Source organism: Allobosea sp. 05L423 (assembly GCF_056397745.1).
The window spans coordinates 1-21,678 of record NZ_JBFTOA010000019.1 but is presented as its reverse complement, the minus strand read 5'-3'; the positions used below and the strand labels follow the sequence as shown (position 1 = coordinate 21,678).

The 21,678-nt window shown below is 61.9% G+C and carries 23 protein-coding genes and 2 pseudogenes; 14 read left to right on the top strand and 11 right to left on the bottom strand.

Annotated elements, in window-relative coordinates:
* Window positions 1-4: 4 nt before the first annotated feature.
* Window positions 5-610 carry a lipocalin-like domain-containing protein gene (locus AC1DNE_RS25575; RefSeq protein ID WP_441473584.1) on the bottom strand — a complete coding sequence of 202 codons (606 nt, stop codon included), beginning with the start codon at window positions 608-610 and terminating at the stop codon, window positions 5-7.
* Between the two features lie 74 nt (window positions 611-684).
* Window positions 685-1,440 (bottom strand): SDR family oxidoreductase, encoded by a 756-nt coding sequence (locus tag AC1DNE_RS25570; RefSeq protein ID WP_441473585.1) that lies wholly within the window; start codon window positions 1,438-1,440, stop codon window positions 685-687.
* Between the two features lie 177 nt (window positions 1,441-1,617).
* On the opposite strand from AC1DNE_RS25570, the gene AC1DNE_RS25565 reads away from it, so the two are divergent.
* Window positions 1,618-2,367 carry a helix-turn-helix transcriptional regulator gene (locus AC1DNE_RS25565; RefSeq protein ID WP_476841265.1) on the top strand — a complete coding sequence of 250 codons (750 nt, stop codon included), beginning with the start codon at window positions 1,618-1,620 and terminating at the stop codon, window positions 2,365-2,367.
* Window positions 2,368-2,697: 330 nt separating this feature from the next.
* Complete coding sequence (locus AC1DNE_RS25560) at window positions 2,698-4,227, top strand: PAS domain-containing protein (RefSeq protein ID WP_441473587.1); 1,530 nt, start codon at window positions 2,698-2,700, stop codon at window positions 4,225-4,227.
* Here AC1DNE_RS25560 and AC1DNE_RS25555 read toward each other — a convergent pair.
* Window positions 4,224-4,580: a response regulator gene (locus tag AC1DNE_RS25555; RefSeq protein ID WP_441473588.1), complete on the bottom strand. Its 357-nt coding sequence runs from the start codon at window positions 4,578-4,580 to the stop codon at window positions 4,224-4,226. The genes AC1DNE_RS25560 and AC1DNE_RS25555 overlap by 4 nt on opposite strands.
* 20 nt (window positions 4,581-4,600) lie before the next feature.
* A complete protein-coding gene (locus AC1DNE_RS25550; protein ID WP_441473589.1) occupies window positions 4,601-4,951 on the bottom strand; it encodes a DUF6894 family protein in 351 nt (116 codons plus the stop codon).
* Window positions 4,952-5,774: 823 nt separating this feature from the next.
* On the opposite strand from AC1DNE_RS25550, the gene paoA reads away from it, so the two are divergent.
* The 3 genes from paoA to paoC are packed head-to-tail and all read left to right on the top strand — an operon-like array spanning window position 5,775 to window position 9,569.
* On the top strand, window positions 5,775-6,410 hold the full coding sequence (gene paoA, locus AC1DNE_RS25545) for an aldehyde dehydrogenase iron-sulfur subunit PaoA (RefSeq protein WP_441473608.1): 636 nt from the start codon (window positions 5,775-5,777) through the stop codon (window positions 6,408-6,410).
* The gene (locus AC1DNE_RS25540) at window positions 6,407-7,357 is read left to right on the top strand and encodes an FAD binding domain-containing protein (protein WP_441473590.1); all 951 of its coding nucleotides are present in this window, start codon (window positions 6,407-6,409) and stop codon (window positions 7,355-7,357) included. Before paoA ends, AC1DNE_RS25540 begins: the two co-directional genes overlap by 4 nt.
* Window positions 7,358-7,361: 4 nt before the next feature.
* Window positions 7,362-9,569: an aldehyde oxidoreductase molybdenum-binding subunit PaoC gene (paoC, locus tag AC1DNE_RS25535; RefSeq protein WP_441473591.1), complete on the top strand. Its 2,208-nt coding sequence runs from the start codon at window positions 7,362-7,364 to the stop codon at window positions 9,567-9,569.
* 167 nt (window positions 9,570-9,736) lie between these two features.
* Here paoC and AC1DNE_RS25530 read toward each other — a convergent pair whose 3' ends face one another.
* Window positions 9,737-10,261 (bottom strand): putative immunity protein, encoded by a 525-nt coding sequence (locus tag AC1DNE_RS25530; protein ID WP_476766483.1) that lies wholly within the window; start codon window positions 10,259-10,261, stop codon window positions 9,737-9,739.
* Between the two features lie 146 nt (window positions 10,262-10,407).
* Window positions 10,408-11,334, bottom strand: coding sequence for a LysR family transcriptional regulator (locus AC1DNE_RS25525; RefSeq protein ID WP_441473593.1), 927 nt, complete (start codon window positions 11,332-11,334; stop codon window positions 10,408-10,410).
* 131 nt (window positions 11,335-11,465) lie between these two features.
* Here AC1DNE_RS25525 and AC1DNE_RS25520 point away from each other — a divergent pair, with 131 nt between their 5' ends.
* The 3 genes from AC1DNE_RS25520 to AC1DNE_RS25510 all read left to right on the top strand — a co-directional run bounded on the left by AC1DNE_RS25520 (window position 11,466) and on the right by AC1DNE_RS25510 (window position 14,307).
* Entirely contained in the window at window positions 11,466-12,653 is a 1,188-nt protein-coding gene (locus AC1DNE_RS25520; RefSeq protein WP_441473594.1) for an MFS transporter, read from the top strand.
* A gap of 23 nt (window positions 12,654-12,676) precedes the next feature.
* Window positions 12,677-13,768 (top strand): alpha/beta hydrolase, encoded by a 1,092-nt coding sequence (locus AC1DNE_RS25515; protein ID WP_441473595.1) that lies wholly within the window; start codon window positions 12,677-12,679, stop codon window positions 13,766-13,768.
* Between the two features lie 125 nt (window positions 13,769-13,893).
* The gene (locus AC1DNE_RS25510) at window positions 13,894-14,307 is read left to right on the top strand and encodes a cyclophilin-like fold protein (RefSeq protein ID WP_441473596.1); all 414 of its coding nucleotides are present in this window, start codon (window positions 13,894-13,896) and stop codon (window positions 14,305-14,307) included.
* A 325-nt stretch (window positions 14,308-14,632) separates the two neighbouring features.
* Here AC1DNE_RS25510 and AC1DNE_RS25505 read toward each other — a convergent pair whose 3' ends face one another.
* Window positions 14,633-15,337: an IS6 family transposase gene (locus tag AC1DNE_RS25505; protein ID WP_441473597.1), complete on the bottom strand. Its 705-nt coding sequence runs from the start codon at window positions 15,335-15,337 to the stop codon at window positions 14,633-14,635.
* 498 nt (window positions 15,338-15,835) lie between these two features.
* Here AC1DNE_RS25505 and AC1DNE_RS25500 point away from each other — a divergent pair.
* A pseudogene (locus AC1DNE_RS25500) lies at window positions 15,836-16,036 on the top strand (P-loop NTPase fold protein); the annotation flags it as partial.
* Between the two features lie 132 nt (window positions 16,037-16,168).
* Entirely contained in the window at window positions 16,169-16,378 is a 210-nt protein-coding gene (locus AC1DNE_RS25495) for a cold-shock protein (RefSeq protein ID WP_441473609.1), read from the top strand.
* 30 nt (window positions 16,379-16,408) lie between these two features.
* On the opposite strand, the pseudogene AC1DNE_RS25490 reads toward AC1DNE_RS25495, so the two are convergent.
* Window positions 16,409-16,633 (bottom strand): annotated as a pseudogene (locus tag AC1DNE_RS25490) (SMC-Scp complex subunit ScpB); the annotation flags it as partial.
* A gap of 48 nt (window positions 16,634-16,681) precedes the next feature.
* Window positions 16,682-17,251 carry an inorganic diphosphatase gene (locus tag AC1DNE_RS25485; protein ID WP_441473598.1) on the bottom strand — a complete coding sequence of 190 codons (570 nt, stop codon included), beginning with the start codon at window positions 17,249-17,251 and terminating at the stop codon, window positions 16,682-16,684.
* A 744-nt stretch (window positions 17,252-17,995) separates the two neighbouring features.
* On the opposite strand from AC1DNE_RS25485, the gene AC1DNE_RS25480 reads away from it, so the two are divergent.
* On the top strand, window positions 17,996-18,388 hold the full coding sequence (locus AC1DNE_RS25480; protein WP_441473599.1) for a hypothetical protein: 393 nt from the start codon (window positions 17,996-17,998) through the stop codon (window positions 18,386-18,388).
* 239 nt (window positions 18,389-18,627) lie between these two features.
* Here the strand turns inward: AC1DNE_RS25480 and AC1DNE_RS25475 are convergent, their stop codons facing one another.
* Entirely contained in the window at window positions 18,628-18,924 is a 297-nt protein-coding gene (locus AC1DNE_RS25475) for a PRC-barrel domain containing protein (RefSeq protein ID WP_476766480.1), read from the bottom strand.
* Window positions 18,925-19,008: 84 nt separating this feature from the next.
* Between AC1DNE_RS25475 and AC1DNE_RS25470 the strand changes: the two genes are divergently transcribed.
* The gene (locus AC1DNE_RS25470; RefSeq protein ID WP_441473601.1) at window positions 19,009-19,176 is read left to right on the top strand and encodes a hypothetical protein; all 168 of its coding nucleotides are present in this window, start codon (window positions 19,009-19,011) and stop codon (window positions 19,174-19,176) included.
* 608 nt (window positions 19,177-19,784) lie between these two features.
* Here the strand turns inward: AC1DNE_RS25470 and AC1DNE_RS25465 are convergent.
* Entirely contained in the window at window positions 19,785-19,913 is a 129-nt protein-coding gene (locus tag AC1DNE_RS25465; RefSeq protein ID WP_441473602.1) for a MucR family transcriptional regulator, read from the bottom strand.
* A gap of 184 nt (window positions 19,914-20,097) precedes the next feature.
* Between AC1DNE_RS25465 and AC1DNE_RS25460 the strand changes: the two genes are divergently transcribed.
* Window positions 20,098-21,027: a helix-turn-helix transcriptional regulator gene (locus AC1DNE_RS25460; protein WP_441473603.1), complete on the top strand. Its 930-nt coding sequence runs from the start codon at window positions 20,098-20,100 to the stop codon at window positions 21,025-21,027.
* A gap of 445 nt (window positions 21,028-21,472) precedes the next feature.
* Window positions 21,473-21,678, top strand: a 206-nt coding sequence (locus tag AC1DNE_RS25455; RefSeq protein WP_441473985.1) for a hypothetical protein, incomplete at its 3' end; no start/stop codon positions are given.

The window sequence follows — 21,678 nt, the reverse complement described above, 5'->3', positions numbered from 1 at the left end:
TCATTCAGACCCGGACGATCCCCGAAGTTTGGGCAGTGGTCATGAGAACGCGCTGAAGGCTCAAATCGATCCGGCGGAGATCAGGAGTGGGATGTTTGGTGCAGGTTCGGCTAATGCCGTGCAGGCTCGGTCTCCAGCTTGACATTTGCATGGTCGAGATATCGGCTCGCCGCCAGGCGAGGTACGAATTGACGGTCCTACCCACCGACGAGATCGGGCTCGCCGTGCTGAGAAACAATCGATCACCCTCGATCCGGACGAGGCGGGGCTGGGTCTGGCCGGCCCAGTTCGGTAACAGAGAAATGAACATCGAATGGGTGAGTTGCTCCCTTTCCTCATCGACCTGGAATGGGCCGGTATAGGCGATGTAGCTGGACGCCTCGTCCCTGAATTCAGTATCCGAGGCCTGGAACCAGTCGCCGGAGGAGAACGGCTTGCGGTCGGGCTTGGACAATTGCGCCGACATGAAGCCATCCGGCGTGTACATGATGATCCCCTTCGGCGAAGTGCCCATGGGATAAAACGATGGCGAACCGTCGACCGGCCGTTCTTCGTAGGATACCAGGCTCCAGGCGCCGATCAGGCGCTCGCGCAGACTTCTGCTCCGCATGGTCATTCTCCTTACGCCAATGGAGCGCATCCGCTTCAAGGTGAGTGATTGCGCCGATAGAGGCGGCGCCGAGTTCAGTTTCGTTGCATGTCGCCGTCGATCGGCACGATCTGGCCGGAGATCGACCTGGCGGCGTCCGAGGCAAGAAAGACAGCCAAAGCCGCAATGTCCTTCGGATCCACCAGATATTGGAGCGACTGGTTGGACATGGCTTCTGCCTTGATTGTGTCGAGCGATTTTCCGGTTGCCTCAGCCCGGCCCTGGAATACCTTTTGGATCCGCTCGCCATCGACAGCGCCAGGCAGGATGGCGTTCACCCGGATACTGTGGACACCGAGTTCCATCGAAAGCGTTTTCATAAAGCCGATCAGGCCCCACTTGACCGTCGAGTACGGGCTTCGGTTGGGATATCCGAAACGTCCGGCCGCCGACGACATGATCAAGATGACGCCATCCCTCGACGCGATCAGATGCGGAATTGCGGCCTTTGTGACGAGGAATGTTCCCGTCAGATCGACCTTCAGGACCGCTTCCCACTGGTCGGGATCGACATCCTGTACCCGCGCGGTCGGCCCGGCGATCCCGGCATTGTTGATGAGGATATCTATGCCGCCGAGTTGCGAGACCGCGTCCGCCACCATCGCTCCGATTTGGTTGCGGTCGCCCACATCGCATAACCCGTGCTTTAGACCCGGTAGCTCGCGTACCGCAGCTTCCAGCACGGTCCGGTTGATGTCACAGGTGTAGACGCTGTCGCCGGCCGACAGGAAGGCCGCGGCTATCTCCTTGCCGATGCCCGAGGCACCCGCCGTGACCAAAACCCTGCGCATGACGTGTTCTCCAAATCCTGCGGACGCAGAGTATCGGAGCCAGCCGGTCGACAGGCCACCGACCTGATCAGAGGAGAAACAGACGGAGAAGCGGCGGCAGGACAATGTCGGGCTCAAATTCGCTCTTTTCGACTGCCTTAGATGGGGATGATTGACGCTTTTACGGGGAAATGACCGATGTTAGCGTCTCCCGCACTTCCGCTAGATGCGTTCAAGGTCGCGGCGCAAGGAATCGCGTCCGCGCTGTCCGAAGCCGGGAACTGTGCCGAACTCGACCTCATTTTCGCGGGCCGGATCGAGAGGCTGGGGTACCATAGCGCCGGGTATCTTAGAGTCTTCGGCGAGGGCCAGTTCCACGGGGCCGGGTATCTATTTGGGCAGACGACGCCCGGTTGGGCCGAGCGATACCAGAGTCAGCACTACTCGCTCGACGATCCCATCGTAATGGCAGCGTGCCATATGAGCGCAGCCTTCACGCTCAATGAAGTTGCCGCTCCCTCGCGCAACGGCGCTTCCATCCTTGCGGATAGTCGCAAGCACGGGCTGGTGGACGGGCTTTGCTCGCCAATCCGCGCCGGGTACGACGAAGTGGGCCTTGTTCTCCTGGGAGCTGACCACCTGCTGGAGCTCGCCGACTATCAGCGCTTCCTTTTGCAGGGCATGTGCGAAGCCTATGCTCGTGCCGGTCTAGCGCTTCTTCCCATGCGCGCCGAACCGCCGTCGCTGACCCAGCGCGAAGTTGAATGCCTCAGGTGGGTCGCGGCAGGTCGCAGCGCCCCACAGATCGGCATGATCCTCGGCCTGTCGCCGAACACTGTGCACGCTCATGTCGAGGCGGCGAAGTCGAAGCTCGGCGCCAATTCTCGTGCGCAACTCGTCCTGCGCGCCGTGATGGCGGGCATCCTGAGGTCGGGCCCTTCACGATAGCCAGCGGGGCTGCGCCCGCTTCCGGGGAGCGAACTCACCCGATCAAGGGACTACTGCCTCATTGTCTTACGACCGAAACTAGGAGCGTCGTTTAAACGCGGCGCATTTCACCCAACGCGGTTCGCAGCCGCAGCACATTTTACCGCTCTATTGGGCGAAGCGGGAACCGTCCGCGTCCTGCCCGATTTTATTCCCTCAAACTCACTGAGGCATCACGGGGCCGCTCCGCTTTGAGACGCTCCATACCGGTACGAGGCAGGACAGCAAAAGACATGTAGCCTCGCTAACAGCTCGGATAAAAAGGCAATGCATGAGGAGATCACGCGATCAATGAGCGCCGAGACCGAACACGATCGTATCGACGCAGAGATCATGAGGGTCACAAACTCGTCCGATCCCTTCGCCGCGGCGGTCCGTGCCACGCGAATGCCAATGCTGATTACGGATCCCAACCAGCCGGATAATCCGATCGTCTTCGCCAACGACGCGTTCCTGCGCCTCACAGGCTATACAAGAGAGGAGGTCGTCGGCCGAAACTGTCGGTTTCTTCAGGGGCCTGACACCGATCCGGCCGACGTCAAGCGGCTGCGTGATGCGATAGCCCGGCGATCGCAGATCGAGACGGAGATCATCAACCACCGCAAGGACGGCTCGCGTTTTCACAACCGCGTGCTGGTCTCTCCGGTGTTTGATGAGGATGGGCATCTCACCTATTTCTTTGCGTCGCAGTTCGATGTGACGTTGGAGCGCGACCGGTTGGTTCGCCTGCAGGAGGAACACGATAAGCTCGAAAAGGACGTCGATAGGCACAGCCACGAGCTTCGCCTGTCGGAAGAACGTCTCCGCTTCACCATGCAGGCGGCACGGCTCGGGTCCTGGACACTGGACCTGGCAGAAATGCGTTTGAGCTGTTCGGATATCTGCAAGCGCAATTTCGGCAGGGAGCCTAGCGACCCCTTCACCTACGAACAGCTGATCGAGTCAATCGTGCCCGCCGAGCGCGAGCGGATGCAGCTCTCAATCAGGGAGGCCGTCGAGAACCACTCGGACTACGAACACGAATTTCGCATTGTAACACCGGCTGGCGAGAGCCGCTGGATGTTGGCCMGAGGGCGGGTTCACTACGGTTTCGATGACAAGCCGATCAGCATGTCGGGCGTCACGCTCGATATGACGGAAAATCGTCGAAACGAGGAACAGCGCCTTTTGCTGACGGCGGAACTGAAGCACCGGGTCAAGAATTCGATGGCGACGATCCAGTCCATCGCGACGCAGACGCTGCGCAACGCCTCGTCGCTGAAGGAGGCATCCGAGGTTCTCACCGCGCGCATGCAATCGCTGGCGTCGGCACACGATCTTCTGACGCGGGAGGAGTGGCAGAGCGCCACGATCGCCGAGAGCGTGGCCATCGCCCTGCAGTCCTTCGAAGTGCCCGGAGCTAACAGGTTCCGTGTCGGCGGCCCGAACGTCAGCTTGGGCCCTCGCGCCGCCATGGCGATGGTGCTCGCCTTACACGAGCTCAGCACGAACGCCGTAAAATATGGAGCGCTCTCTGTTCCAGAAGGGCACGTGAATGTGGATTGGCACGTCACCAGGCATGGCGCGCAGGAGATGATCGAGTTCCGTTGGCAAGAAGTCGCCGGGCCGTCAGTCAAGGGGAAGCCTTCGCGCAACGGCTTCGGCACGCGACTGATTGAAAAGGTCCTGGCGGCAGAACTGAACGGCAAGGGAGAGATTCGCTATCTACCCTCAGGTCTCGTCTTCACCATCATCGCGCCGATGCCTGAGCAGGACAAGATCAGCGGCACCCCCGACGACGAGGAGCTGTTCCGGCGCAACATTGGGTCCTTCATGGATTAGCCAATGAGGGCGAGCGCGTCGTGCATCTGCTTGTCGCTATAAGGCTTCGACAGGAATGCGATGTCGTCGGGTAGGTCGCCCTTCTTTGGCTTCACTTGTCCGGAGACCACGATGATGAGCACGGGAGGCCATCGGTCTCGAACGGCTCTTGCGAGCTTCAGCCCGTCCATAGACCCGGGCATCTGCACATCAGTGACCACAACCCGAATGTCGTCTCGCCTTTGGAGGATGGAGATCGCTTCGTCGGCGTTCCGGGCTTCAAGGACTTCAAACCCCGCGTCCTCGATCACGGTTACCGCCTGGATCATGAGGATCGGCTCGTCCTCGACGACCAATGCAATAGGCGGTGCCATTGAGCATACTCCGCTCGCGCTTACTCGCGAGGTCTCGATCTTTGTTGACAGGAGACATCGGTCTTCGCCGAATCGGGTTCTGTCGGTTCTTTATTTTCCGACAAATCCAATGAACCCTTGTAGATGCGCCGCCCCGCTTCGTTCTCGACTTCCACGCTGAAATGTGTGTCTCGGTCCAGCGGCATCCTGTCCCTGGCCATCTCAGCGAGCGCTTTTTGCGCGTCTTCGCGAGCGGCCTTCTCATGCGGGAATTCGATCGAGTCGCCGGTGTCATCCGGACCGTCGCCATTGTCCGTACGGATCTTGAATCTTGGCATGAGCTCTGGACCGGTTGTCCCCCGATGAGGACCGAACGGGCTGGAGACCCTCATGTTCCGTCATCGTGCGGGTGCCGCCAAGAAAAACGCTTGTTATCTTGCTTCTTCAATCCTTTTTGGCAGCGCCGGGCGATCTAGGACTGGCGGTCCGCGGAGCGCCAGTCCTGCAGCCATCTTGGCCGGATCGGCCTGACCAAGAAAAAGGCCCCGGTGAACCCAGGGCCGTCTCTTAATTGCAGTCGATCATACCGCTGGTAAGGCACGGCGTTCTCGTCGAAGCGTTCCCACCACCGGCGCGGTACTCTGACTCTCGGGTCGTACGATCGATGGGAGTCGCGCCGTCGAGAATAGCCTCGACGGTGCCTCGTGCTCCGGCTCGGGGCGCACCGAAAAGACCGAACCGCCGCGGCGAACAGTCTCGGCGTAGTACGCGGCCTCGTCTTTGTCGTGGCCTTCCTTCGCAAAGGAGCCGACCAGTCCGCCAGCAGCACCCGCGACCGCACCTGTGGTGGTCGAGGCAAGCCAGTCCGCGGCGACGACGAGGCCGATGCCAGGGATGGCCAGCATGCGGAGGCCGGCGAGCTTGCCCGCGCGCCGCCGATGCCTGCGCCTTCAGCTGCGTTGGTCTCGTCTGTGTTACCATCGCGGCCGACGATGCTGACATCGCTGCTGGAGACCCCACGGCACTCTTGGGCTGGGTAGGAAGCCGGACCGCGATCGGCGCCCGAGCAGCGCTACAGACCCAGCGACCTGACGATCACGTGAGCGGAACATCTTAGAACGATAATGAACTAGTCGCTCTTTCGGTTGTTCTCTTTCGCGACGCGGCGTGCGGGAGGCCAGCCTTGGCCGCGGTTTGCCAAAATCAGAGGCTGATATGCCAACTCCCGGAGAACTGGACATGAAACGGCGTGACTTGATGGTTGTCGCTGGCGCTTGTGCCGCCTTTCCCGCCACGGCGACGGGCACGCGGGCGCAGCCGGCGCCGAGCGGAAAACCAGTGCTGAGCGAGGTCTCGTTTAGCGTAAATGGACAAAGCCACCAGCTTGAACTTGATACGCGCACGACGCTGCTGGATGCGCTGCGCGAGCATCTTCACCTAACGGGCACCAAGAAGGGCTGCGACCACGGTCAATGCGGCGCTTGCACTGTGCTGGTCGATGGGCAGCGGATCAATTCCTGCCTGACGCTGGCGATCATGAACCCTGGAGCCGAGGTCACGACCATCGAAGGACTGGGCGGCGTCGACGACCTGCACCCGATGCAGGCGGCGTTCGTGAAGCATGACGGCTTCCAATGCGGCTACTGCACCCCTGGGCAGATCTGCTCAGGCGTTGCCGTGCTCGACGAGATCAAGGCCGGCATCCCGAGCCATGTGAGCGCCGATCTCACCGGCGCGATGGCTGTCACCGAAGCCGAGATCCGCGAGCGCATGAGCGGCAACATCTGCCGCTGCGGCGCCTATTCCAACATCGTCGAGGCGATGATCGAAGTCGCCGGGAGGCGCGCGTGAGAGCTTTTTCCTACGAGAACGCGGCTTCGCCCGCCGATGCCGCAGCGGCTGCTGCCAAGCACCCGGCAGCGAAGTTCATTGCCGGCGGCACAAATCTGCTCGACTTGATGAAGCTGCAGATCGAGACGCCCGCGCATCTGATCGATGTTAACGGGCTCGGCCTGGACAAGATCGAGCCGACCTCGGAAGGCGGTTTGCGTATCGGCGCGCTGGTGCGCAACACCGCTCTGGCGGCCGATGACCGGGTGCGGCGCGATTACGCCGTGCTGTCGCGGGCTTTGCTGGCAGGCGCATCCGGCCAGTTGCGCAATCGCGCGACGACCGCCGGCAACCTGCTGCAGCGGACGCGCTGCCCTTATTTCTACGACACGGCGCAGCCCTGCAACAAACGCCAGCCGGGCAGCGGCTGCTCGGCGATCGGTGGGTTCTCGCGCCAACTTGCCGTCGTCGGCGTCAGTGATGCGTGCATCGCGACGCATCCCTCCGACATGGCCGTCGCGATGCGGGTGCTCGACGCCACCGTCGAGACGGTCAAGGCGGATCGATCGACGCGTTCCATCCCGGTCGCGGAACTGCACCGTCTGCCGGGCAAGGCCCCCAATCTCGAAACTATTCTGGATAAGGGCGAACTCATCACGGCGGTAAAGCTGCCGAAGCCCGTTGGCGGCACGCAGATCTATCGCAAGGTGCGCGACCGGGCCTCCTACGCTTTCGCGCTGATCTCTGTCGCGGCGATCGTACAGCGCGACGGCAGTGTGCGGATCGCGCTTGGCGGTGTCGCGCCCAAACCCTGGCGTGTCGGAGAGGCCGAGGCCGAGATCAGCCGCGGGGCGAAAGCGGCGACGGACGCGCTTCTGGCCGATGCAAGGCCGACCCATGACAACGCATTCAAACTGCCGCTGGTCGAGCGCACGCTCGGCGCGGTGCTGGCTCAGGCGAGGGGCTGAACTTATGAAATTCGACAAGCCCGCAACTGACAACCCGATCGACCGACAGCAGGTGGTCGGCCGGCCGTATGACCGGATCGACGGTCCGCGCAAGGTCACCGGCACGGCGCGCTATGCCTATGAGCAGCACGATGTCGTTCCGAACCAGGCCTATGGCTATGTCGTGGGCGCCGGCATCGCCAAGGGCCGGATCGCTTCGATCGACTACGAGGCCGCGCGCAAGGCGCCGGGCGTGCTCGCTATCGTGACGGCGAAAGAGGCGGGCAACCTGAAGAAAGGCAAGCGCAACACGGCCCGCCTTCTGGCGGGGCCGGAGGTGGAACATTATCATCAGGCCGTCGCGCTGGTCGTGGCCGAGAGCTTCGAGCAGGCCCGCGCTGCGGCCTGCCTGATCAAGATCGACTATGCGGCCGCCAAAGGCGCCTTCGATCTCAAGGCTGCAAAAGATAAAGCTGCCAAGCCCGAGGGCGACGATCCCAGCCTCGACGACACCCATGTGGGGGATTTCGCGGGGGCTTTCGCGAGGGCGGGGGTGAAGCTCGACGAGACCTATACGACGCCTGATGAGAGCCATGCGATGATGGAGCCGCATGCCACGCTCGCTGCCTGGGAAGGCGAGAAGCTAACGCTATGGACCTCCAACCAGATGGTTGCCTGGGGCGTCACCGACATGGCGACGATGCTAGGCATTCCGAAGGAGAACATCCGCATCGTGTCGCCCTTCATCGGCGGCGGCTTCGGCGGCAAGCTTTTCCTGCGCGCCGACGCGCTGCTGGCGGCACTCGGAGCGCGCCTCGCCAAGCGGCCGGTCAAGGTGGCCCTGACGCGTCCGTTGATAATCAACAACACGACCCATCGACCGGCCACGATTCAGCGGATCAGGTTGGGTGCGACGAAGGAGGGAAAGCTCACCGCGATTGGCCATGAGAGCTGGTCGGGTGACCTTAAGGGAGGTGGGCCGGAGCTCGCGGTGCAGCAGACGCGGCTGCTCTATGCCGGTGCCAACCGGATGACGGCGATGCGCCTTGCCGAGTTGGACCTGCCTGAAGGCAATGCCATGCGCGCTCCGGGCGAGGCTCCGGGCCTGATGGCGCTGGAAACGGCGATGGACGAGATGGCCGAGAAGCTGGCGCTGGATCCGATCGCCTTCCGCCTGCTCAACGAGACGCAGGTCGATCCCGAGAAGCCGGAGCGACCCTTCTCGATGCGGCGGCTCGACGAGTGCTTGGGGATCGGGGCCGAGCGCTTCGGTTGGTCGCGCCGCCCCCCGCGCCCGGGGCAGATGCGCGAGGGCAACTGGCTGGTTGGCTTCGGTGTCGCGGCCGCTTTCCGCAACAATCTGGTGATGAAATCCGGAGCGCGGGTCAGCCTCGACGCTGGGGGCGTCGTCACGGTCGAGACCGATATGACTGATATTGGGACCGGCAGCTACACCATCATCGGCCAGACCGCCGCGGAGATGCTGGGTGTCGAGCTGGACAAGGTTGTCGTGAAGCTCGGCGACTCAGCCTTTCCTGTTTCGGCCGGATCCGGTGGTCAATGGGGTGGCAACAGCTCGACGGCAGGCGTCTACGCGGCCTGCGTCAAACTGCGCGAGGCCGTGGCGCGGAAGCTCGGGGTCAATTCGGACGAGGCGGTGTTCGCCGATGGCGAGGTCAGAGCCGGCAACCGCAGCCTGCCTCTGGCAAGCGCGGCCGAGGGCGTGCCGCTGACCGGGGAGGATACGATCGAATACGGGGATCTCGACGAGACCCACCAGCAGTCGACTTTCGGTGCCCATTTCGTCGAGGTCGGCGTGGATGTGGCAACGGCCGAGACGCGCATCCGGCGGATGCTCGCCGTCTGCGCAGCCGGGCGCATTCTCAATCCGAAGACGGCGCGCAGCCAGGTTATCGGCGCGATGTCGATGGGTGCTGGCGCGGCGCTGATGGAGGAACTGGCGGTCGACAAGCGCCGCGGATTTTTCGTGAACCATGACCTCGCCGGCTACGAGGTACCGGTGCATGCCGATATCCCGCATCAGGAGGTCGTGTTCCTGGACGAGACCGATCCGATGTCCTCGCCGATGAAGGCCAAGGGCGTTGGCGAACTCGGCATTTGCGGGGTTGGGGCGGCGGTTGCGAACGCCATCTACAACGCGACCGGTGTGCGCGTGCGCGATTACCCAATCACGCTCGACAAGCTGCTAGCCCGCATGCCCGACGCCGCCTAAGTGCCGCTGCGCCAGCGTCTGCAGCGGTCGGGTGGCACCTGCCCATAGGGACTGCGCAACAGCCGATTAGGCATGTTGCGCCACATTCGGACATTGAAGTTTCGCCCGGAAGCGGACGTACCGGACCGGATTAGGTGAGCCCTTTCGACCCAGTTCGGACCTGCCTACTATCGCTCCCGGAGTAGCCGATCCAGCTCACGTATCAGCTCTCCAACCCTGCCGCCGCCGGGTGGTGGTGCGGGGTAGCGTCGCAGTACGGTAATGGTCGCGGGTGATGCCAAGGTACAGGCGGTGCGGATCGCCTCAAATCCGGCCGCCGGATTTCCGCCAGACGACATCTCGAATGCGTGTGCGGCATATGAGGCGGCACCCAGGATATGCTTCACCTGCGTCGACATCGGCAAAGGATGGAGAAACGCCGCGCCCGCGGCGGCCATCGCGCCCCTGGCCGCACTTGTAGCCGCCAACAGTCCATCTTGTCGGGCTCGGTTAGCTGCGCGCTGGGCTCCCCAAGCGCTATTGCGCAGCGCAGCGCTCCGTTTTGCGCCGTCCACAAACTCCGCCGCCGCCTCAATAGCCAGACGCGGTCGTTTATCGTTCGAGTAGGCGTGCTCGAAGATCTCCAACGCGGGGAGCGCGCAGGAAATCGCGTAACCCGTGACCTCTCGAAGGTCCAACAAGCTGAGTTCCACGGCGGAGAGATTCGGGATCACCGCGGAACAATAGCATTCGTCGAGAGCTTCCGCCCCCGATCCATAGCGGTCGCCTCGAGCCCCGGAAGCTGCGGGGCAGCTCCGCGCCAACTCCGGACATTCGAGGCCTGCCGGAAAGCGGACTTTCAGCCCAGGCCGGAAGACCGTCCTGATCCTGCCTGGCTTCGGTAGCGCAAAGCGTCGACAACGACCTTGAAGGCGGGAAGGTTCTGGCGGCGGCTGGGATAGTAAAGGAAATAGCCGTCGAAAAAGGGCGACCAGTCGTCCAGCACCAGGACCAGTTCGCCCGACGCGATCTGCCGCTCCACTATGTCGTCGGGGACGTAGGCGATGCCATAGCCGTTCACCGCCGCATCGATCATGGCGTAGGAGTTGTTGAAGGTGAGCTGGCCGCTCACCCGGACACGCAATTCCTTTCCGGCTTTTTCAAACTCCCAAGCATAAAGCCCGCCGGCTGTTTCGTGGCGCATGTTGATGCAGACATGCCCGACTAGGTCCTGAGGATGGTCCGGCACTCCGTGCGCAGCGAGATATCCGGGCGAAGCGACTGCTACCAGCCGCCAGTCCCGGCCGATGCGGACCGCGATCATGTCCTTCTCGACGCTCTCACCCAGACGGACCCCTGCGTCGAAACCCTCCTCAACGATGTTGCGGAAGGTGCTGTCGAGGATGAGTTCGACGTGGATGTCGGGATAATCCCGCAGGACCGGCCTGAGCTTCGGCCAGACCACGCTTTCAAGCGCATGGTCGGATAGTGTCAGCCTGACCGAGCCCGACGGCTTGTCGCGCAACGCCGTCAGCTCCGCGATCTCGTCCTCTATCTCCGCGATCCGCGGCGCAATCGTCTGGAGCAGACGCTCGCCCGCGGTCGTGGTCGCGACATTGCGCGTGGTCCGGGTCAGAAGGCGAACGCCCATGCGATCTTCGAGCTGCTTGATCGCGTAGCTGAGAGTCGATTGCGCGACGCCGATCTTCGCCGCCGCCCGGGTGAAGCTGTGCTCCTCGGCCACGATCTGAAACCACCGGAGCTGGTTGAGATCGGTCTTGTCCATGAGAACCCTCGGTGCCTGCGCGCCGAGATTAATCGATCGCATCGATCAGTGCATTCCAATTTCGGCGAGTAATCGTTCCGAGCCTGAACCGCTATTTTGCACCGCATCAACAGATGCAGGAGCGACCCAACATGGCGGCTATCGCCGTATCTGAGGAAAGAACCAAGTCGACCGCCGCCTGGGGCGCCGTCCTCTCAATGGCGCTTTGCGTGGCGATGCTGATCGCTTCCGAGTTCATGCCGGTCAGCCTGCTGACGCCGATGGCCGAGGGGTTGCGCGCGACCGAGGGCCAGACGGGTCAAGCGATCTCGATCAGCGGTCTCTTCGCGGTGGTGGCGAGCATGGTCATCACCACGGCCGCCGGGACGCTGAACCGGAAATGGGTCCTGGTTGCGATGACGGCCTTCATGCTGGTCTCGCTGGTCCTGGTCGCGGCCGCCCCGAACTTCGCGGTGCTGATGCTCGGTCGCGCCCTGCTCGGGATCTGCATCGGTGGATTCTGGGCGCTTGCAACGGCCGTGATCATGCGCCTGGTTCCTGAAAGCGAGGTGCCTCGCGCGCTGGCCCTGATGTATGGCGGGCAAGCGATCGCGGCAGCCTTCGCCGCGCCCGTCGGCAGCTATCTCGGCGGTCTGTCCGGCTGGCGCGCGGTGTTCTGGGCGCTGACGCCGATCGTCGCCGTCAACCTCGTCTGGCATGTGATCGCCCTGCCGCCGCTGCCCGCGCGCCAGCCGCAGGATTTCCGGACCATGTTCGGCCTGCTGAAGCGCCCGTATTTCCTGCGCGGCCTGATCGCGTCGATGCTGTCCTGGGGCTCGGCCTTCACGATGTTCACCTACCTGCGCCCGTTCCTCGAACAGGTGACGGGAGCCGACGTGACGACGCTGTCGATCCTGCTGCTGGTTCTCGGCTGCGCTGGCTTCGTTGGAACCTGGGGCTCCAGCCGCTTGCTGCATGGCAACGTCGCTCCTCTCCTGAAGCTGCCCGCGCTGCTGATGGGCGGCTGCACGATTGGTCTCCTGCTGCTCGGCGGCTCGGTAGCCGCAGTGGGCCTCTTCCTGGCTGTCTGGGGTGCGATGAACACCGCCATGCCGGTGATCTGGATGACCTGGATGTCGCAGAACGTCGACGATGCGCCGGAGGCCGCCGGAAGCCTGATGGTGGCCGCGATCCAAGCCTCGATCCTGCTCGGGGCCGTGGTCGGCGGGATGCTGCTCGATGGCCTGTCGATCTTCGCGACCCTCCTGGGGAGCGTCGCTCTGGCCGCCATCGGCATCGCGCTGATCGGCAACGGAAAACGTCTGCTGAAGCCCGAATAGTCACAGAGAACGGGGAGATAACGATGGACACCTCCAACACGATCACAGCGTCGTCCGCACGACTGGACCGTCGCGACTTGATGAAGCTGACCGGTGCGGGCGTTGCCGCCTTGGCACCCGCATCACTCTTCAACCTCTCCAAAGCAAAGGCTCAAGGCATGGCAGCGGACTGGGACAAGATTTTCCCGAAGAGCGAGAAGGTCGATCATCGGAAGGTCACCTTCAAGAACCGATACGGCATCACCCTGGCGGGTGATCTCTATTTGCCCCAGGGCCAAGGCGATCGGCGGCTGGCGGCGCTGGCCGTTGGCGGGCCGTTCGGAGCGGTGAAGGAACAGTCGTCAGGCCTCTACGCGCAGACGATGGCGGAGCGCGGATTCGTCACGCTGGCCTTCGACGCCTCCTTCACGGGTGAAAGCGGTGGCGAGCCCCGCAACGTCGCCTCGCCGGATATCAACACGGAGGATTTCAGCGCAGCCGTCGACTATCTCGGCCTTCACCCGTCGGTCGACCGCGAGCGGATCGGCGTCATCGGCATTTGCGGCTGGGGCGGCATGGCCTTGAACGCCGTCGCCGTGGACAAGCGGGTCAAGGCTGTCGTCGCCAGCACCATGTATGACATGACCCGCGTCATGTCGAAGGGCTACAACGACAGCGTGACGCTTGAACAGCGCACGCAGACGCTGGAGCAACTGAGCCGGCAGCGCTGGGTGGACGCCGCGAACGGAACCCCGGCTTACCAGCCGCCCTACAATGATCTGAAAGGCGGCGAGGCGCAGTTCCTGGTCGACTACCACGACTATTACCGGACGCCGCGCGGCTACCATCCGCGCGCGGTCAACTCGGGCAATTCCTGGACCCGGACGACGCCGCTCTCGTTCATGAACATGCCGCTCCTGACCTACATCAAGGAGATCTCGCCGCGCCCGGTTCTGCTGATCCACGGCGAGAAAGCCCATTCGCGCTACTTCAGCGAAATCGCCTATGCGGCGGCCGCGGAGCCGAAGGAACTGATGATCATTCCGGGAGCCAGCCACGTCGATCTCTACGACAAGGTCGACGTGATCCCGTTCGACAAGCTGGCCAGCTTCTTCGGCCGGCATCTCTTCGCCTAATCTCGACCGGACACGAAGCGATGGGGCCGCCGCCCTCGGTGGGCGGCCAAAGGCTCGCAGGCCGAGCTCCCGCCGCTGGACCGGCGGGAGCTCGGTGAACGACAATCACTACGGAGGATCGGACAATGCCGCTCAAAGCCACTCGGATCGCCGGCGCCATACTCCTCGCAACGATCGGAACAGCAATGGCTCAGGAACGCATCAAGATCTCGTCGGAGTGGGGCTCCGTTACGGCGGAGCTCGCCGATAACGCCGCGACCAAAGCGCTGCTTGGCATGCTGCCCCTGACCATTCCGATGACGGACCACCTTCGTCAGGAAAAAACGGGAAGCTTGCCGTCGGGTCTGCCCGCCGCAGCGCGGCAGCGCGCCTTCAAGAGCGGGACGATCGGGCTTTGGGGCCCGGACCACTTCGTCGTCTACTATCGTGATGGCGAGGTCCCTCAGCCCGGTATCATCATCCTCGGCGAAGTGAAGGGCGGGGCTTCGATCTTCGACCGACCCGGCTCTATCTCGATGCGGGTCGAGGGGGCGGATTAGATGGCTGGGAGGCGGCAGTGACCAGACTGATGGCTTGAGCTAGAGTTGCGGACAACCTTAGGCCACTCCGTAGCGCATCATCGAACGATATCGGCGGCCGAGCGCCAGAAGCGGACTCAGGCTCTTTGCCCGGGAGGGGACCTTGAGTAGCGCGCTGCGGCGGTATGACCGAAGGCGATCTGAGTCCGACATAGATAAACGGCAGTTCCAGGCGGACGCCCTCCGCAGCGGGGACGCCATCCGCGTTTACTTGACTGGTGAAAGGCGGCGTTGTCACGTTAACTGTCGGCCGGCGCCACGAGGTGCCTTCGGCCTGGTGGCAGGTTCAGGCGGTGAGGCCGGCGACGGCTTTCCAGTGCGCCATGGCGCGCAGACGATGCCGATGGGTGGCGAGGGCGGAGCGACGGGACCGGGGCGAGACGAACAGATTGCGGACGGCGGAGAAGACGGCGACGAACCGCTGCAGGCCTCCCGGGGAGCGAAAGCCTTGCATCATGCGCTCGCGCTTTCGGAGCGGCACGTGTGAGTTCTCGGCGCGGTTGTTGAGGCCCTTGTGCGCGCGATGCTCGATCGCCGGCATGATCTGGCGCCGGGCGGCGGCATAGGAACCGAGCTTGTCCGTGATCATGCGCCGGGGCGGGCAGCCTTGCTTCTTGAGAAGGCGTATCAACAGTCGCCGCGCTGCCTTGGTGTCACGCCGGGTCTGGACGATCTCATCGAGGATATAGCCGTCCTGATCCACTGCGCGCCACAGCCAGTGCTTCTTCCCGGCGATCGTGACCAAGACCTCGTCGAGATGCCAGATGTCGCGCGGGCGCGGCCTCTTGCGCCGGAGCCGGCGTGCGTAATCCCGCCCGAACTTCAGGGCCCAGCGCCGCACCGTCTCGTAGGAGACGACGATACCGCGCTCCAGCAGCATCTCCTCCACCAGGCGAAGGCTCAGGGGAAAGCGGAAATACAGCCACACCGCATGGGCGATGATCGCCGGTGGGAACCTATGGCGCTTGTAGCTGATGAGCGGAAGGATCATGCCAGCCCATCTACACGGCTCCACGCCACGCCGAAGTTAACGTGACAACGCCGGTCGACCACTATGAGAACATGATCAATTTCTACAAAAACGTAAGCATCATGGGTGGTTTCTTCCTGCTATACGTTACGGGAGCAGGTAAATACTCGATCGACGCGAGGTTGGGCGGCTTGGTTGGTGCGCCGCCGCTGCGGCCTCGATCTCCCTGAACGCGACCGGATTTGGCCAGCTTTGTCGATGCGCTGGCCGACACTATGCGCGCGCCGCCTCGGACCGGCTAATCAGACAGGGATTTCGATGCTGGGTCCCTGGGGAAGGACAACCTATGCCAAGACCCGGCTAACGCATGATGCAAGTTCTCTACGAACATGTGTCGTAAATCGTCGACGTGTCTCTTTTTCTTTGATGACGCTGGCCATAAGCTGACCCAGAACTGAATTTCGCCGATTCAGCCAAATTCGGTATAGTGATAAGCCTATCAGCCATCCCGCTGATGACATGCTGGGGCGTTCGGAATTCGCCCGTATTCTCGCTCGATCAATTGATCAGCTGCAAATATCCGGAGACGGGTTTGTTATCGGTCTAGTCGGCGAGTGGGGATCCGGAAAATCCAGCGTGATCGAGCTGACAGCGCGGTTTTTGCGCCATGAAGAGATGCTCAGAGTGGATCAAAGCGGGGAGCCGAGGACCCTGCAGGATCTGGACGACATGTCCGACGTCTTCACAGTGGCCGAGGCGAAGATCAAGCTGTTTAAGCGGCTCAGGCTTTGGGGATGGCTGTCAGCACGGCTGATGATGACGGCCCTTGCGCTGTTTTCAGGAGACGCGACTATGGCGACCGGTACCGTGAAGTGGTTCAACGCGACCAAGGGCTTTGGTTTTATCCAGCCCGACGAAGGGGGACAGGACGTCTTCGTGCATATCAGCGCGGTGGAGCGAGCGGGCCTGCGTGAGCTTCGCGACGGCCAGAAGGTTTCCTACGAGCTCGTTCAGGATAAGCGGTCCGGCAAAACCTCAGCCGATCGACTTCAAACCTTGTAATCTTGCCGCAAGGCGCCGTTGCGCCATTTATCACGCGTCGTCGCCGAGATCGGGCGGCGACGGATCGGTATCCAAGCTGCCAAACGCAATCGGAATATCGCCAGCGAGCAGCCTGTCCTTGCTAAGCAGTCCGGCATCCTCGAGCCTCTCGAAATCCGGCAGATCGCGCAGGGTCTCGAAACCGAACTGCGACAGGAACGCTGGCGTCGTCACATAGGTATAGGGCGCGCCGGGCTGCGGGCTGCGCGCAGCAGACCTCCCGACGTGAGGCCGACCGCGCTGTCATGAGTTGGGCGCGCCGTGCTACGGGCGCGCGCTTGGCTTCCGGCTCGCTTTGCGAATTAGCGCGAGGGCTCGTTTTGCTTTTCTCACTCCAAGAACTCGCAATTGCTTATGCTCAAGCTGAGCCTTGTTTTCCCAGAAAGATTCCAGATTCTTGATGAAGGTCGATTCGATGTCGCTCAGTTTGCGAATATTTTCATAGAGATACGACTCTGTCGCGACCCCTACGATGCGATCGTTGCGCTCGACGATACCGTTTTCAATCTCTTCGATCTCGAGAACCCCAAGTACCCTGATCTCCACCACGCCGCCGACGATGCCGGGTTCATCCATGAGGATCATCACATCCATCGGATCGCCATCGTCGCAATGAGTAGAGGGAATGAACCCGAAATCGAGTGGAAAACTTTGACCTTCAGGCAGCAATTTCTTCAACGAGAAGACGCCTGTCTTCCGATCGTAGTCGTATTTGCTTCGCCGTCCCTTTGGGGTCTCGATGACTGCGCGACAGGTGCGATGGGCCTTATCCAGAAGCTTCGGCAGTCGAGTCAAATCGTGTTTCATCGCAGCTTCTCCCGTCAGGCTTTGCATGGCTGCTCGAGTTTTGCCGGCTCGCTCGAGTGGGCAACCGGATTGTTCTGCTTGGCCTATTCGGTGCGAGACGCCTCAGCGGTATCTTGGATTAGGGCCTGCTCGTTGTTCGCCCTCGACGTCGAGGTGCCTGGGGCGAGGCTCTGTGTTAAGCCCCCCGCGCCGACGAGCGTCCGTCACCAACTGGGGTTTTTCTTAATTCCAACTCGTGGACTTCGGCGACCGGAAAGGCCCGCTCGATTGCTTCCGGAATGCCTTCTCTGACGTTCGAAAATTCCCAGACCCAAGGGGCTGATTACCGAGCTGTCGTGAGAGGCATATGAGTGTCCTCCGAAGCGTTGCTCGCATAATTCCCACCGCAGTCGGTCGGTTCGGCAGACAACTGAGGACGAAATTCTGGTGCACGTATTCAACGTAGTTCGCAACAGGCGGTTCCGTTGTCTGCCCCCGGTCTTGCAGCATGGCAGGAGCCGAGGTGCACAGTTGGCCGCGAACACATCCACGGCAAGGGCCCGCATCCACGGCGTTTTGATCCGGGCGGCTATCGTGTTTGTTCTAGCCGCGGTTGTGGTGCTGCCCTTGGCTCTTCGGTGACAGCTATCTGACACGCCGCGCCACGAGAAATTTGCCCGACCCGCCTGAGCGAGACCGGGCCGACCCTGTTTTCCAGATTGAGATTGCTGGATGACACGAACTCGCGTGGAACCCATCTTCGTCGACAGAAAGACCGCAGCGGCTAGGATCATGATCAGCGTCGACACGTTCGACACGTGGCTGCGCGCGGGGTTCATCCCTAGACCGCAGATCGATCGAGGACAGATCGTCCGCTGGCACTGGCCCTCTTTGGAAGGGAAGCTTGCGGGCCTCAATCAGGAGCCCACACAGCCAGACCCGTTTATGGAGGGCGTCGCGCGTGTCTTCGGGAAGAGAGACAAGGCCGGGCGCAGCGATCAAGCCCCGCCCCCCGCCGACGACTATGCTGAGATGGCGCGGCGTTACGCTGCGGCACAAGAACAGTGGAAGGCCGATCTGCCGAAAAGCCCGCTATCGAAACGAGAGCGTTACTGCCTAAGCCAGTTCGAAGGCGTGAAAGCGGGAGAGCAGGTCGGCTTCAAAGACATTAGAGGATCAGCCTAGGTACTGCAGAACACCTAGAGCTTCGTCGCTTCATCGAGCGCCGCCGCGATCTGGACCGGCCCGGCGAACTCGGTTGGATACTTACTCCCGCGGGAGAGTGGGCTGTCGAAGCCGTCCTCGCCGGCCGCGAGCCTGACCCAGCTCCTTGAATAGACGCGAGAGCCTTAGTCAGATTTCCGCGATACGATGGCCACAGCCAAGGCGCGGGGAGAGTGAGGCAGGAAACAAGCCCGCACGCGTCATCCTGTCTCAACGACCTTAGCGGTCGATATGCTCAGGCACTGCTCCTTGGTCCAGGTGGTGACGGCATGGACGTTGCCATCTTCGTCGCGCATGAACTCGAGATCGCTGATAGGTACCACGACGGGCTTGGCGCCAATGCCAAGGAAGCCGCCAACATCGATCACGACCTGGCTCCCGTGGAGATGTGACACGGAGCCGATCTTTTCATCGCCCGGCCCGTAGATCGTTGCCCCTTCGAGGATAACCGCGGTCAACTCGCTGCTGGCGAGACGGATATGGCTGGAGTGGTCCATTGTGTGCTCCTCGCGTTCGAGACTAATCGAACGTGCGGAGGCTCAGCGCGTTCCCCGCCGAAATCGGTTCCTAGGAGGTCAGGATTGATCGCCCTGATCCTTCACACACCACTCTTTCTCCGTACCGACGGACTGGCAGAGCATCTGCCGGCCGTCGCGCATCTCCGTGCTGAGATCGACCGCTATGCGGCGCTAAAGGCGAAGGGCTGGGTCACTCAAAGACGATATCTGCCAATTGTCTTTTCAGATTAGCTTGACCTGGCCATCGACGCTCCTCGCCATGACGCAAGAGCAAAAATCTGGACTAGCCCGACTGATTTGCCGGTTGCCTCAGCGGCGACGCGAACTTGAGAACGCCGCGGACGAATGGATTTTCGAAGTCTACGGTGATTACGAGCGAGCGACACGCGCCTACCTCCACTGGACTCAACGACTGGGGCCGAGTGCAGACGCTCTGGCTGATGCTTTTCGGCGCATTGTCGTCGAGCTCGAGGAAGAAATCTCCGCCGCTGTCGCCGAGTAGATTTCGGAAAAGACGCCGAGCCACACACGCCATGGGAGGGGAAAGACGGCAGCTCGGCGCCACGCCGCATCGAAGGCGCTTCAAGAGCTTGGCTGCAAATGATGAACGATGGGCAAATGTCGGCGTTCACCCAAAACAGCAAACCCCGCCATGGCGGTGGCGGGGTTCACTTGGGCCTCCAGCCCCTGCTCGATGAGCTCGAGCACTTCTCTGAAATCCAGCTTCGAAACGCGGCCTAGCGCAGTCCAAAATGCAAAAGCCCGGCCCCGCGCGAGCGGAACCGGGCCAAGCTTCAACAGGGAAGCACCAAAGCCGAATTGCTCAACAGCCCCGAAGCCTATCCTTGACCGATCCTCAGCAGCACCTGATGAACTGATTGGATCAGCGCAGGGAGTTGCGAGCTGGGGATGCGATTTTTGGCGACGTAGGCCGCCACGACCCGGGCTGACAGGCGTTTGGTCTTCACTTCCGTCCTCCACGCGAGCAAGCCGGATAGTTTCGTCGATGGATGGCGGTGCTGTAAAGCCGGCCGGCGGTTCAATTCCCGCAATAGCCGCTGGTTCTCCTTTTGCAGTCGGCGGTGCCTTGTCCCGCGGGCCTCATAGGAATAGACCGAATATTGCGAGATAGTTGGCTAGCGGAGGATATTGATGGCTAGCAATCAAATCAGTAATTCTGCGAGAGAATTTTATACTACCCGGCACCTGCCTATTCGCGATCAGATGGACGGATGGCGCCAACTGTATCGCAACACGTTCGACATTTCTTTAGGCGATGGGGTGCAGGCGCCGTTTCCGGCCGATCATACAACATGGCATATTTCCCTGGGCCTGAGGCTGACACGGGCAGCAATGCCAGAGGGGCTTTTGCGTCATTGGAAGCACTTCTCACCAACGCGGCTCGATGATTGGTTAGTCGTGGTTGTGCCTGAGAAAGCCGAGCGCCCCGTGCAGTTTCGATCTTTAACCAGCGCATTCGAGGGTGTCGGGCGAGATGGCGAAGTCCTGACTTTGTATCTTTCGCGGGATTCGTTTCGGCGCCATACGCGCGAGTTTGAAGCACTGCCCCAAGGAATTGAACGAAATGGCATGCTCGGTCTTTTCGCGGATTACCTCATAGCACTGGAGCGCATGTTCCCTACAATTCCCGCTGCCTCTCTTCCCTTAATAGAGCAAGCGACAAGGGATCTAATTCTGGCGAGCCTCGCGCCAACGAAGGATCGAATCACGCGCGCGGAGCGCCCCTTGGATCGGCTATTGCTCGATCGAGCGCGCGATCTCGCCCGATCGAATATCGGGGCATCGAGATTCGGACCAGACAAGCTAGGCGAAGCGCTCGGCGTTTCTCGCTCCCGCTTGTACCGAATGTTTGAACCGTTTGGGGGAGTGGCCAAGTTTCTGGCCGATTACCGGCTCGCCGAGGCGCGCCGGCGACTGTTGTCCTCGGATGCCCACGTGGCAATTCAGCAGATTGCTTTCGATGTCGGTTTCACCGATTACTCGACATTCAGCCGGGCCTTCAAAAGGAAATACGGCTATGCGCCACGCGATACACGTGAACAGGGCGATGCGGCCGATTGAGATCGAGAACCGTAAAGCCGCCTTCAGGTTTCGTCGTTGGATGTCCATCACCTACGGTGAAAGCAACCACTTGACCGTTATCGCGCCGCCCAACAAGCCGGCTGCACGCCGCTTCACTACGAGGATGATCAGCACGACTTCGGGTCAAACGCAAAAGGCCCCGCCAGCCGAAGCCAGCGGGGCCGAAATCAGGRAGCSGGCCTGGACGGCCCCCCCTGCCGCTTCGAGAGGGGACCAGAATCGCCTTTGAGGGAAATCATCGGCGCTCGAAAGCGGCAGAATAGAAACGGGATGGAACCGGAAGGGTTCCGTGTCGATCAGCTACCCGCTCAGTGGAASACGAAATGCGACTTGYCGCGGCCCGGCAACAGGCGCGTACTGCTGGGTTGTTGACCCCGTGGGGACGACGTCGGGAGGCCGGCGCCGTTGAGGTGGGAGGCGGGCGATGCACACCGGGAAAGGCCTGCTTGTCCTGCGGGACGGCCGGACGCTCCCGCTCACKTACCAATTCGGCAGCGACTGCGACGACACGCGCGCCGGATACCTCTTCTGCGATATTTCAGAGATCGATCCCGCCGAGCTCTTCTACCGGCTGCGCGTGATATGCGATGACGGCAAGCAGATACTTGTCGCCGTGATGCATTCCAGCGA

Excerpts from the sequence above, each read along its gene's own strand:
- AC1DNE_RS25575 (WP_441473584.1), bottom strand. The coding sequence starts at position 610 with ATGCGGAGCAGAAGTCTGCGCGAGCGCCTGATCGGCGCCTGGAGCCTG.
- AC1DNE_RS25570 (WP_441473585.1), bottom strand. The coding sequence starts at position 1,440 with ATGCGCAGGGTTTTGGTCACGGCGGGTGCCTCGGGCATCGGCAAGGAG.
- AC1DNE_RS25565 (WP_476841265.1), top strand. The coding sequence starts at position 1,618 with ATGTTAGCGTCTCCCGCACTTCCGCTAGATGCGTTCAAGGTCGCGGCG.
- AC1DNE_RS25555 (WP_441473588.1), bottom strand. The coding sequence starts at position 4,580 with ATGGCACCGCCTATTGCATTGGTCGTCGAGGACGAGCCGATCCTCATG.
- AC1DNE_RS25550 (WP_441473589.1), bottom strand. The coding sequence starts at position 4,951 with ATGAGGGTCTCCAGCCCGTTCGGTCCTCATCGGGGGACAACCGGTCCA.
- paoA (WP_441473608.1), top strand. The coding sequence starts at position 5,775 with ATGCCAACTCCCGGAGAACTGGACATGAAACGGCGTGACTTGATGGTT.
- paoC (WP_441473591.1), top strand. The coding sequence starts at position 7,362 with ATGAAATTCGACAAGCCCGCAACTGACAACCCGATCGACCGACAGCAG.
- AC1DNE_RS25525 (WP_441473593.1), bottom strand. The coding sequence starts at position 11,334 with ATGGACAAGACCGATCTCAACCAGCTCCGGTGGTTTCAGATCGTGGCC.
- AC1DNE_RS25520 (WP_441473594.1), top strand. The coding sequence starts at position 11,466 with ATGGCGGCTATCGCCGTATCTGAGGAAAGAACCAAGTCGACCGCCGCC.
- AC1DNE_RS25515 (WP_441473595.1), top strand. The coding sequence starts at position 12,677 with ATGGACACCTCCAACACGATCACAGCGTCGTCCGCACGACTGGACCGT.
- AC1DNE_RS25510 (WP_441473596.1), top strand. The coding sequence starts at position 13,894 with ATGCCGCTCAAAGCCACTCGGATCGCCGGCGCCATACTCCTCGCAACG.
- AC1DNE_RS25505 (WP_441473597.1), bottom strand. The coding sequence starts at position 15,337 with ATGATCCTTCCGCTCATCAGCTACAAGCGCCATAGGTTCCCACCGGCG.
- AC1DNE_RS25495 (WP_441473609.1), top strand. The coding sequence starts at position 16,169 with ATGGCGACCGGTACCGTGAAGTGGTTCAACGCGACCAAGGGCTTTGGT.
- AC1DNE_RS25485 (WP_441473598.1), bottom strand. The coding sequence starts at position 17,251 with ATGCAAAGCCTGACGGGAGAAGCTGCGATGAAACACGATTTGACTCGA.
- AC1DNE_RS25480 (WP_441473599.1), top strand. The coding sequence starts at position 17,996 with ATGATCAGCGTCGACACGTTCGACACGTGGCTGCGCGCGGGGTTCATC.
- AC1DNE_RS25475 (WP_476766480.1), bottom strand. The coding sequence starts at position 18,924 with ATGGACCACTCCAGCCATATCCGTCTCGCCAGCAGCGAGTTGACCGCG.
- AC1DNE_RS25460 (WP_441473603.1), top strand. The coding sequence starts at position 20,098 with ATGGCTAGCAATCAAATCAGTAATTCTGCGAGAGAATTTTATACTACC.